This window comes from Arthrobacter sp. S2(2024), from assembly GCF_036662515.1.
Taxonomy (GTDB): domain Bacteria; phylum Actinomycetota; class Actinomycetes; order Actinomycetales; family Micrococcaceae; genus Arthrobacter.
Map to the genome: position 1 here is coordinate 329,254 of NZ_JAYKZI010000003.1, position 11,150 is coordinate 340,403.

The window sequence follows — 11,150 nt, forward strand, 5'->3', positions numbered from 1 at the left end:
TGGAAGGAAGCAACATTGGCTGCTGCCCAGGTCTCCAAGGCTAAAACTTCCGCGGCGAACACCGCCAGCTGGCGGGACGTTACCCCATCCGCGGTAGTGCTCATCACCGGCCCTGAGGAATACCTCGGAATCCGGGCCATGGATCGGATCCGATCGCAAGTGCGTGCCGCAGCACCGGAAGTGGAAATCAGCAAGCTCAATGCCGGAAGCTACGAGTCCGGTTCCCTCGCAATGGCGGTCACGCCGTCACTGTTCGATGAGGCAAAACTCATCGAGATCGAGGGCCTCGAGTCCATGACCGATGCCTTCCTTGCCGATGCCTTGAAATACGTAGCCCAACCGGAGAACGACGTCGTGTTGGTCCTTCGCCACGGTGGCGGGGTGCGCGGAAAGAAACTCCTGGACGCCATCAAGTCCTCCGGATGGCCGGTGGTGGACTGCCAACCCTTGAAAAAGGACGCCGAGAAAACAGCATTCGTCGTCTCGGAATTCAAGGCAGGCGGCCGCCGCATCGAAGCGGAAGCCGTCCAAGCCCTCGTCAATGCAGTCGGAGCCAGCCTCTCCGAACTCGCTGCGGCATGCAACCAGCTCATCGCGGACGCCACCACCACGGTGGACGCAGCCACCGTCGAACGCTACTACGGTGGCCGCGTGGAAGCCACGGCATTCAAGGTTGCTGACGCCGCCATGGCCGGCAACGGGCCGCAAGCGCTGTCCAGCCTCAGGCATGCCCTCGCCACCGGGGTTGACCCGGTGCCACTGGTAGCCGCCCTCGCCGCGAAGCTCCGCACCCTGGCCAAGGTAGCCGGCGCCCAGGGATCGTCGGCACAGATCGCCAAGCAGCTTGGCATGCAGCCATGGCTCGTGGAACAGGCCCAACGCGACGTTCGCCGTTGGACTCCCGAGGGCCTGATCCGTTCCATTCAGGTCACGGCTGAAGCGGACGCCCAAGTGAAGGGCCTCTCGCGGGATCCTGTGTACGCGGTGGAGCACGCTGTCACCGTCATTGCCACCTCGGCCCGCGGACGCTAGGTCCGCGCGACACCCAGACTGTCGGGCGCTACGCGCAATGCTTGGCGACGCCCGAATACCTGGGTCGATAGGCATTTTCCGCGTCGTCAGTAAGCCCCGCCCGTCCGCCGGCGTGCCTCGAATCTTAAAGACGCGAGGCCGGCACCCAAATGGGTGCCGGCCTCACGTTCAGCTCAGTCGAACTGGATAAACCTTAGAGTGCGTTGACCTTTTTGGAGATCGCCGACTTGCGGTTTGCAGCGTTGTTCTTGTGAATAACGCCCTTGCTGACAGCCTTATCCAGCTTACGGCTAGCAGCAACAAGAGCCTTTGCAGCGGCATCCTTGTCCGTGGACTCAACGGCGGTGGCAACGGCGCGGATGGCCGTCTTCAGCTCAGACTTGACGGCGTTGTTACGCAGGCGAGCCTTCTCGTTGGTGAGGATGCGCTTCTTCTGGGACTTGATATTAGCCACGTGTGTGAACTCTCTTTTTAATGCGGAAAATGGTCTAGAGGGTTTTCAGGTTGGCCATCGACTGAGCGGCGTGGGGATGCCTATGGCAGCCAACCATGAGTGGCCGTCGACCTGCACGGACACACAGCCATAAATATTATCAGACTCGGCCCTTTTCCGGGGATTTCGGGTCTACGCCGAATCGTGTTGCCCGTTGAGCCGACGCGCCACAACTTGGAAAGCGCGCTTGTCGAGGACAGCACCCTCGCGCCGGACGTCCGCCGGATTGATGCGAACCACCCGGTCTACCTTGACCTCGCTGGGCCGGCCTTGGGGGTCCCAGGACCCAGTTCCGATGTCGACGTAGTCATCTGAACGGCGGCCGTTGTCGTGGTCTTTGCTGGTCAGCATCAGCCCGAGCAGCCACGCGCCGTCGTGCCCTATCAACAGGACCGGGCGATCCTTGCCCTGGGAATAATCCTCTTCGTACGGAACCCAAGACCACGCGATCTCTCCGGGGTCCGGTTTGCCGTCCGGATTGGGGCAGTACCGCGGAGTCACGGCGCCGCGGAAGTCGCCCGGGTAGGAGCGGGAGAGCTGCCCGACGCCGGTGCTTGCGCTCCGGGCTTGGCCCGCCTTCGCCGGGGCCCCGGCCTTCGGGGACCGGTGAGGGGGTGTGCCAGCCGGGGATCCGATGATCCGTCGGAGGTAGCCCAGGGAGCCTCTGAGTAGTCTGCCAAGCAAATGTGTATCCGGTGCCATGGAACTACCGTACTTTCCCTTGCCGTGCCGGGTCGCACAAAACGCCTCGCACACAAGTCGTGCACATACGTCTCCCACATTGCGACGGCGCCCGATCACAGTGCACAAGCCGCGTCATGTTCATGGGAGACTATTAGTTCAGATATGCGGCTTCGGCCGGAATGGTCCAGACCAGTCCGGAGTCCGGCCGTGTGAGTATCGACAGTAAGGACCCTGCGTGTCTCCCATGGCCCGCACCGCACCGGTGCCCGCCGCGACAGATCCGGCCATCATCCGGAACTTCTGCATCATCGCCCACATCGACCACGGTAAATCCACCCTGGCCGACCGCATGTTGCAGTACACCGGCGTCGTTAAGTCCCGCGACATGAAGGCCCAGTATCTGGACCGCATGGATATCGAACGCGAACGTGGCATCACCATCAAGTCCCAGGCTGTGCGCATGCCTTGGGAACTCGACGGCACCAGCTACGCCCTGAACATGATCGATACCCCCGGCCACGTTGACTTCACCTATGAGGTTTCCCGTTCCCTTGCGGCCTGTGAAGGCGCGGTCCTCTTGGTGGATGCCGCCCAGGGCATCGAGGCCCAGACCCTGGCCAACCTCTACCTGGCGATGGAAAACAACCTCACCATCATTCCGGTGCTCAACAAGATCGACCTCCCGGCCGCCCAGCCCGAAAAGTATGCCGCGGAACTCGCCAACCTGATCGGCGGCGATCCCGAGGACGTGCTGCGCGTGTCCGGCAAGACCGGCGTCGGCGTGGAGGCCCTCCTGGACAAGATCGTCCGCGATCTTCCAGCCCCTGTCGGCGACCCGGACGCTCCGGCCCGCGCCATGATCTTCGACTCCGTGTATGACACCTACCGCGGCGTGGTCACCTACGTCCGTGTCGTGGACGGCATGCTGCACCCACGCGAGCGGATCCAGATGATGTCCACCCGCGCCACCCACGAGCTCCTGGAAATCGGTGTCAGCTCTCCGGAACCCACTCCCTCCAAGGGGCTGGGCGTCGGCGAGGTAGGCTACCTCATCACCGGCGTGAAGGACGTCCGCCAGTCGAAGGTCGGCGACACCGTGACCAACCTGGCCAAGCCCGCTTCGGAATCCCTGGCCGGTTACGCCGATGCCAAGCCCATGGTCTTCTCCGGCTTGTACCCCTTGGACGGCACGGACTATCCCGTTCTGCGGGATGCCCTCGAGAAGCTGATGCTCAACGACGCCGCGCTCGTCTACGAGCCGGAGACGTCCGCCGCCCTGGGCTTCGGTTTCCGCGTGGGCTTCCTGGGCCTGCTGCACTTGGAAATCACCCGTGAACGCCTCGAGCGAGAATACAACCTCGACCTCATCTCCACCGCTCCCAACGTTGAGTACGAGGTCACGCTGGAGGACAAACGCGTCCTGCACGTCACCAACCCCAGCGAATACCCCACGGGCAAAATCGCCGAGGTGCGCGAACCAATGGTGTCTGCCACCATCCTGGCTCCCAACGAGTTTGTGGGCGCCATCATGGAGCTGTGCCAGAGCCGCCGCGGGGTCATGGGCGGCATGGACTACCTCTCGGAAGACCGGGTGGAAATCCGGTATCGCCTGCCGCTGGCCGAGATCGTCTTCGACTTCTTCGACATCCTCAAGTCCAAGACCCGCGGCTATGGATCGCTGGACTGGAAGGCCGACGGCGAGCAGGTTGCCGACCTGGTCAAGGTGGACATCATGCTCCAGGGTGAGCAGGTTGACGCTTTCAGCGCTATCACCCACCGGGACAAGGCCTACGCCTACGGCGTCATGATGACAGGCAAGCTGCGCGAGCTCATTCCCCGCCAGCAGTTCGAGGTCCCCATCCAGGCCGCCATCGGCTCCCGGATCATCGCCCGCGAGAGTATCCGCGCCATCCGCAAGGACGTCCTTGCCAAGTGCTACGGCGGTGACATCACCCGTAAGCGCAAACTTCTGGAAAAGCAGAAGGAAGGCAAGAAGCGCATGAAGATGGTGGGCCGCGTGGAAGTTCCACAGGAAGCATTCATCGCAGCGCTGACCACCGACGAATCCAAGGACAAGGCCAAGAAGTAATGCGGCTGTCCGCCCGGAACACTGCGGTACAGGCGGGCACAGAACGGCCCCGGAGGGAGTTCCGTGCCTAGCGTTCTTCCCCTTGGGGATCCTGCACCTGCGGACGGCATCTTGCCTCCGCAGGTGCTCGACGGTGTCGATTCGCGCAAGTTTGGACTGTACGTCCACATACCTTTCTGTGCCGTGCGTTGCGGATACTGCGATTTCAACACCTACACCGCCACTGAGCTTGGCGGCGGCGCCTCCCAGGACGCCTACGCGTCCACTGCCATTTCGGAAGTGGAGTTCGCCGTCCGGGCCATGGAAGCCTCCGGGCTGCCGCAGCGGCCCCTGAGCACGGTGTTCTTCGGCGGCGGCACGCCGACCCTCCTGCCTGCTGAAGATCTCGCACGCATCCTGACGGCCGCCGTCGGGCACTGGGGACTGGAAGCCGGAGCCGAAGTCACCACTGAAGCGAATCCGGACTCCGTGACGCCGGAGTCCCTCCAGCTGCTCGCGGATGCCGGCTTTTCGCGGATTTCCTTCGGCATGCAGTCGGCAGTCCCTCACGTGCTCAAGGTCCTGGACCGTACACACACACCCAGCCGCGTCCCCTTGGTGGTCCAATGGGCGCGCGACGCCGGTCTTGCCGTGAGCCTCGACCTCATCTACGGCACTCCCGGCGAGTCGATGGCTGATTGGCAGATCTCCCTGGAGACTGCCTTGTCCTACAGTCCGGACCACATCAGCGCCTACGCGCTGATTGTGGAAGAAGGCACCAAGCTGGCGGCACAGATCCGGCGCGGCGAGGTTCCCGGGATCGACGACGACGACCACGCCGCGAAGTACGAACTCGCCGATCAGCTGATCAGCGCCGCCGGTCTGGACTGGTACGAGGTCAGCAATTGGTCCCGTACGCCCGAACAGGCGTGCAAACACAACCTTGCCTACTGGCGGGGAGACGACTGGTGGGGCATCGGACCCGGTGCGCATTCCCACATGGGCGGCGTCCGCTGGTGGAACGTCAAGCACCCCACCGCCTATGCCAACAGGCTCGGTAGCGGGGCCTCGCCGGCCGCTGGACGGGAAACGCTCGACGCCGGAACCCGGGAAGTGGAACGCATCATGCTGGAGGCGCGCCTCGGCACCGGGCTTCAAGTCGACGCGCTCGACAGGGTGGGCCGCCACGCCGTTGCAGGCCTCATTGCCGACGGCCTGGTTGAACCCGCAGCGGCCTTCCAAGGACGGCTGGTCCTGACCCTCAAGGGCCGGCTACTCGCCGATGCCGTGGTCCGCCGGATCCTTCCGGACTAGCGGCAGGCGTCAGCGCCCGGAGCGGGAGGCTACATAGGCGCCCGCCGCGAGGACCGGCTACTTGATCCAGCGCAGGTTGAAGCGGTAGCGGTGCGGCTGACCGTGGTTGACGCGGATTCCGGCCGACACCGAGAAGCAGGTCACTGCGACCCAAATCGCCGTGGCCAAAACCGCGAACAGGTTTCCCACCACCGGGAGCAGGACCAGGATGTTTGCGAGCACTGCGGCAATCGTCGGAGGCAAAGTGAAGTTGAGCGCTTCCTTGGATTCCTGGGCCGTGAACGGGCCACGCTCGCGGAAGATCAGGTAGATCAGGAGCGAAGGCACGCAGCCGAGGATTCCTCCAAAGTGCGCCAGGGTTGCCCACTGCCGGTCTTCCGAGGCGGTCAAGGGCAGCGCGTTGGCAGGAACGCCGTGGTACTGGGACTGGCCCGAGGTGCCGTCCCGATCGTCAGGAGCGTTGTCTGCCACAGTTTCTTCCTTCGAGTGTCTATCGGTGCAGTGTTGCTGTCCCAGAATACTTGCTTGGCACGCGGTCAGCCGACCAACTGCTGTCCCCTACGCAGGTAATTCATCACGGAACGGTCAGGAAATCGATCACTTCCTCCACGCGACCCAGCAGAGACGCCTCCAAATCGGCATAGCTGTGGACGGCGCCCAGCAGCTTCTGCCAACCCAGTCCGACGTCCTCGGCCGTTTCATGCGGCCAGCCGAACGCCTTCAGGATCCCGGTCTTCCAATCCGTGCCCCGCGCGATGGTCGGCCATTGCTCGATCCCCAACACCTTGGGCCGGATTGCCTGCCAGACGTCCACGTAGGGGTGTCCCACGATCAAGACGTTTCCCGCGGCGCCCGGCAGGGTCATGGCGTCGGCAGCAATCCGCGACTCCTTCGAATCCGGGACCAAGTGGTCCACAAGGATCCCGAGACGGCGGCCCGGGCCAGGGGAGAATGCGGCTATTGCCGCCTTGAGATCGTCCACGCCGTGCAACGGCTCGACGACGATACCCTCCACCCGGAGATCATCTCCCCACACCTTTTCCACAAGTTCGGCGTCGTGCTTACCTTCCACCCATATCCGGCTCGCCTTGGCGACTTGGGCCCGCTGGCCGGCGACTCGGACGGATCCTGATGCTGTCCTGCCTGCTGGCGCCGCCCTCTTGGCGGCGGCCGGGCGTGGGGCAGGCGGCAGGAGCTTCACGGCTTGTCCCTCCAGCAGGAATCCGAAGCCAAGCCGGAACGACTTGGCCTTTCCCCGTCGATCCTCCAGCACCACAATGTGCATGCCTCCGGACTTCTCCACCCTGGTCACGGCCCCGACCCAGCCGGACTGGACGTCTTCGAGAACCATTCCGCGTTCAACAGGAACCTCAGGCAGTTGCCGTTTGGCAGGCGAGGAGAGGTCTTGTGGGCCCCAATTGTCGTAAGACACGGTCTTCACACCACTTTGCGCTAGGGGATCGGTCACGGTCCGTGGCATTGCGTGGGACCGCGCGGGAATCATGTTCGCCGCGAGCGGTACCAATGCTAACAACGAGGTGGCTCATACTAGACTTGTTAGCACTTGGGCATGTTGAGTGCTAACTGTTGAAATGTTGATTGGAGGTGGGCAGTGAGCGAACCACGCAAGCTTGAAGTGTTACGCGCCATCGTGGAGGACTACGTTCACTCCCGCGAGCCGGTCGGTTCCAAAGCCTTGGTTGAACGGCACCATCTGGGAGTGTCGAGCGCAACCATCCGCAATGACATGGCCCTCTTGGAAGAAGAAGGCCTCATTGCCGCACCGCACACGAGCGCCGGCCGCATTCCCACGGACAAGGGTTATCGCCTGTTCGTCGACCGTATTTCCGAGGTCAAACCACTTTCGGCCGCCGAGCGCCGGGCCATCCACTCCTTGCTTGAGGGACCTGACGACGTCGAGGACATCCTTGAGCGCACCGTCCGGCTCCTCTCCCAACTGACCAACCAGGTCGCCGTCGTGCAGTATCCGCACCTGAGCCGCGCGCGCGTCCGGCACATTGAGTTTGTCCTTTTGGCACCGCGCCAGGTCCTGGCGGTGTTGATCGCCGATTCGGGCAAGGTGGAACAGGGCGTTGTGCACGCAGCGACGGACACCACCGACGACGAACTCATGGCCTTGCGGGCGCGATTCCTTGGAAGCATCGCCGGCTCCCAGCTCGACCTCATGCCGCAAGTGCTGCCATCGGTGGTTGCCCTGTGCCCGCCGGGGCTTCGGAACCTTGCCGGCGCCCTTGCCCACGGCCTGGAAAGGCTTGCCGAGCGGAGCCGCGACGAACGCATGGTCATGGCAGGCACGGCAAACCTGGCCCGCTCCAACGTGGACTTCCCGCTGAGCATCGGTCCGGTCCTCGAAGCGCTTGAGGAACAGGTTGTCATGTTGCGGCTTTTGTCCGACATGGCGGAAGACCCCCGGGGCGTCACGGTGAGTATCGGCCGCGAAAACCCCTACGACGGCCTCTCCGAGGCTTCGGTGGTTGCCACGGGCTACGGTCCGGGCAGCAGTGCCAAGATCGGCATTCTTGGACCCACCCGCATGGACTATCCCAACACCATGGCGGCCGTCCGTGCCGTCGCTCGCTACCTTTCCCGCATTCTGGGCGGCTGACGGCCTCGGCTGGAAACCGCCCCGCAAGAAACGCAGTGGAACCGTAAACAAGGAAGAGATACCGACTTTGAGCAGTCACTATGACGTTCTGGGCGTCTCGCCGGAAGCAACCGGCGAGGAGATCAAGAAGGCCTACCGCAAACTCGCACGTAAGCTGCACCCCGATGTGAACCCCGGGGCCGGCGCTGCAGAGGAATTCAAGGCGGTGACTCACGCTTACGAGGTCCTCTCCGACCCACAGAAGCGCCGCGTCTACGACGCCACCGGCAACGAGAACGGGACCGACAACGGTTTCGGCGGCGGCTACGCGGGCCAGGGATTCGCCTTCCAGGACATCTTCGACACCTTCTTCGGCGGAGGAGGTGGCGGCATGCAAGGCCCCGCATCACGCATGCGCCGCGGGCAGGACGCCTTGATCAGTGTCCGCATCGACCTGCGCGAAGCCGTCTTCGGTGTCAACAAAAAGCTCGAAGTGGACACTGCAGTCATCTGTCCCACGTGCGAAGGCTCATGCTGCCGACCGGGCACCCACCCGGAACGCTGCGACATCTGTGGCGGCTCGGGCCAGGTCCAGCGGGCCGTGCGCTCGATCCTCGGCCAGGTCATGACCGCCGCGCCGTGTGGATCGTGCGAAGGTTTCGGCTCGATCATCAAGGATCCCTGCAATGAGTGCAACGGCCAGGGCCGCATCCGCAGCCGCCGTTCACTGACCGTCAAGGTGCCTGGCGGCGTCGCTACCGGGACCCGCATCCAGCTGTCGTCGCAAGGCGAAGCAGGCCCCGCAGGCGGGCCTCCAGGCGACCTCTACGTGGAGATCCGGGTCAACAGCGATTCCACCTACATCCGCGAAGGCGACGACCTCCACGCCACGCTGAGCGTCCCCATGACCGCCGCGGCGCTGGGTACCGAGCTCCAGCTTGAGACTTTCGACGGTCCCCAGGAAATCGACGTCAAGTCCGGCACGCAGTCCGGCGAAGTCATCACCCTGCGCGGGCTGGGCGTCACCCATCTCCGCGGCTACGGCAGGGGAGACCTCAAGGTGCACCTTCACGTTGAGACGCCCGGCAAGCTCGACGCCGCACAGGAAGACCTGCTTCGCCAACTGGCCAAGTTGCGCGGGGAGCAGTTCACCGAAGGCAAGCTTGTGGCCAGTGGAGGTATGTTCGCGAAGCTGCGGGACAAGCTCGGTAACCTGTAGCGGTGAGCAACCCCGTATTCTTCACAGCTGCCGGATCGCTTGATGGGCTAGGCCCTGGCGACTCTTTCATGCTTGACGGCGCCGAAGCCAGGCATGCAGTCACCGTCAAGCGCCTGGAAATCGGCGAAGCCGTCGATATCGCCGACGGCGCCGGCAAACGGCTCACGGGCACCGTGGCCGAATCCGGGCAGGGAACCCTGACGGTCCTTGCCTCCGCCGTCCAGGAGGAACACCAGCCAGCCGTACGGCTCGTGTTGGTCCAGGCCCTCGCGAAGGGCGACCGGGACGAGCTCGCCGTCGAAACGGCAACGGAACTCGGGATCGACGCCGTCGTGCCCTGGCAGGCGGAACGTTCCATCGTGCGCTGGAAGGGTGACCGGGCGGCCAAAGCCCACGCGAAATGGCAATCTGTCGCCACGGCAGCCGCCAAGCAGGCGCGGCGCGCGTGGATTCCCGAGGTGCGTGCCGCCGTCGACGGCTCCGGCCTGGCTGCGGCCGTTGCCGCCGCCGATCTGGCGATCATCCTGCACGAGGACGCGAAACGTCCGCTGCGGGAGGTCCTGGAGAAGTGGCACGGCGGGGTTTCCGACGCCGATGCCGGGGCTGGGCGGGAAGTGCTGCTCATTGTCGGCCCGGAGGGCGGCATTTCACCGCGCGAAGTGACGAAACTCAGCGACGTCGGCGCCGTCACCGCGCTCTTGGGCCACCACGTGCTTCGCTCGTCGACGGCGGGTCCTGCCGCCGTCGTGCTCGCCAGTGACATCCTGGGGCGCTGGTAGCCCGCAGCACGTCCTAGATCAGCGGACGTCCTCAGCGAACGGTGAAAGTACGGGTATCAGTCGCGATGTCCGCGTCGTTGGGTCCCATCAAGGAGACCCGCAATTCGTAGCGGCCCGCTCCGAGCCCCACTGTGAAGCTGAAGGTTCCACCCTGTCCCGGAACGGTCGAGGCAGTGACCTGCCCGGCGAGGTACGAGGACTTGTCGCCGTTTGAGTTCTCGCGAAGGATTTGCCAATGCAGCTTCTTCGAGGGGTCCGTGCTTCGGCCGTTGAACTTGACCGGACCGGAAGGCAAGGTCAGGTCCTCCTGCGGGTCGATGATCCACACCGGCGCCACCATGGAGGCGTCGCGCACCATCGGATCGCCGAGTTTGACCTGGCCGAATGCCATGTAGTCCGTGTGCCCGTCAACCAGGATGGTCACCTTGATCTGCTGTCCTGAATCGATCAGGCCCGAACTTGCGGCCGCAGCGGTAGCGGTATAGACGAGTTCCTGGACCGCCCGCTGTGCCATCCCGGCATCGAGATTGGAGTTGAACGCGTCGCGGGAAACATCGACCGTGACCACGTTCTTACCGGAAATCGAGGTCGCCAGGCTGCCAGGGTTCTGCCAGGGAGTGAAGAAATCGTGATCCAGAGGCTTCTGGGACATCATGATCCGCAGCGCCGTGGTGATGGGGTTCTCGTTGCCTGGGTTGTCACGGAATTCGCGGTACAGGAAGGTGTCCGTGTCGCTGCGCCCGATCCAGTACACGGGGATCTTGTTGGAGGCCTGGGTCGTTTCGAGCGGAGCATTGCTGTCGGGGGCCGTCTGCAGGGCAGCGGTCGGGGTGGGGACCGGCGTCGTGGATCCCTGTCCAGTGCGATCGGCAATGCATCCCGAAAGGAACAAGGCAGCCGTCAAGGCGGTCACAAGCATCGCGGAACGTTTCCGGATGCGTGTGCCGTGAGGGGTG

Annotated in this window: 11 protein-coding genes; 6 read left to right on the plus strand and 5 right to left on the minus strand. The window is 64.0% G+C overall.

Annotated elements, in window-relative coordinates:
* The first annotated feature begins 15 nt into the window (after positions 1 to 15).
* Positions 16 to 1,032, plus strand: a complete 1,017-nt coding sequence (gene holA, locus VLA65_RS08040) for a DNA polymerase III subunit delta (protein ID WP_284988997.1) — start codon at positions 16 to 18, stop codon at positions 1,030 to 1,032.
* Between the two features lie 193 nt (positions 1,033 to 1,225).
* Here holA and rpsT read toward each other — a convergent pair whose 3' ends face one another.
* Together rpsT and VLA65_RS08050 are read right to left on the minus strand one after the other, a co-directional pair.
* Positions 1,226 to 1,486, minus strand: coding sequence for a 30S ribosomal protein S20 (gene rpsT, locus VLA65_RS08045; protein WP_028267110.1), 261 nt, complete (start codon positions 1,484 to 1,486; stop codon positions 1,226 to 1,228).
* Positions 1,487 to 1,657: 171 nt separating this feature from the next.
* Complete coding sequence (locus VLA65_RS08050) at positions 1,658 to 2,227, minus strand: type II toxin-antitoxin system PemK/MazF family toxin (RefSeq protein ID WP_332602189.1); 570 nt, start codon at positions 2,225 to 2,227, stop codon at positions 1,658 to 1,660.
* A gap of 217 nt (positions 2,228 to 2,444) precedes the next feature.
* On the opposite strand from VLA65_RS08050, the gene lepA reads away from it, so the two are divergent.
* Both lepA and hemW read left to right on the plus strand, forming a co-directional pair.
* Positions 2,445 to 4,298, plus strand: coding sequence for a translation elongation factor 4 (lepA, locus tag VLA65_RS08055; protein WP_284988999.1), 1,854 nt, complete (start codon positions 2,445 to 2,447; stop codon positions 4,296 to 4,298).
* Between the two features lie 63 nt (positions 4,299 to 4,361).
* Positions 4,362 to 5,591, plus strand: a complete 1,230-nt coding sequence (hemW, locus tag VLA65_RS08060; RefSeq protein WP_332602190.1) for a radical SAM family heme chaperone HemW — start codon at positions 4,362 to 4,364, stop codon at positions 5,589 to 5,591.
* 57 nt (positions 5,592 to 5,648) lie between these two features.
* On the opposite strand, the gene VLA65_RS08065 is transcribed toward hemW, so the two are convergent.
* Complete coding sequence (locus VLA65_RS08065) at positions 5,649 to 6,062, minus strand: DUF4870 domain-containing protein (protein WP_059390016.1); 414 nt, start codon at positions 6,060 to 6,062, stop codon at positions 5,649 to 5,651.
* 103 nt (positions 6,063 to 6,165) lie between these two features.
* Positions 6,166 to 7,023: a DUF3097 domain-containing protein gene (locus tag VLA65_RS08070; RefSeq protein WP_332602191.1), complete on the minus strand. Its 858-nt coding sequence runs from the start codon at positions 7,021 to 7,023 to the stop codon at positions 6,166 to 6,168.
* A 180-nt stretch (positions 7,024 to 7,203) separates the two neighbouring features.
* Here VLA65_RS08070 and hrcA point away from each other — a divergent pair, with 180 nt between their 5' ends.
* From hrcA to VLA65_RS08085, 3 genes are all read left to right on the plus strand, one after another.
* On the plus strand, positions 7,204 to 8,217 hold the full coding sequence (gene hrcA / locus VLA65_RS08075; RefSeq protein ID WP_332602192.1) for a heat-inducible transcriptional repressor HrcA: 1,014 nt from the start codon (positions 7,204 to 7,206) through the stop codon (positions 8,215 to 8,217).
* 67 nt (positions 8,218 to 8,284) lie between these two features.
* Positions 8,285 to 9,415 carry a molecular chaperone DnaJ gene (gene dnaJ / locus VLA65_RS08080; RefSeq protein WP_059390014.1) on the plus strand — a complete coding sequence of 377 codons (1,131 nt, stop codon included), beginning with the start codon at positions 8,285 to 8,287 and terminating at the stop codon, positions 9,413 to 9,415.
* Between the two features lie 2 nt (positions 9,416 to 9,417).
* Positions 9,418 to 10,194: a 16S rRNA (uracil(1498)-N(3))-methyltransferase gene (locus VLA65_RS08085; protein WP_284989003.1), complete on the plus strand. Its 777-nt coding sequence runs from the start codon at positions 9,418 to 9,420 to the stop codon at positions 10,192 to 10,194.
* Positions 10,195 to 10,225: 31 nt separating this feature from the next.
* Here VLA65_RS08085 and VLA65_RS08090 read toward each other — a convergent pair whose 3' ends face one another.
* On the minus strand, positions 10,226 to 11,113 hold the full coding sequence (locus tag VLA65_RS08090; protein WP_059390012.1) for a GerMN domain-containing protein: 888 nt from the start codon (positions 11,111 to 11,113) through the stop codon (positions 10,226 to 10,228).
* Between the last annotated feature and the right edge of the window lie 37 nt (positions 11,114 to 11,150).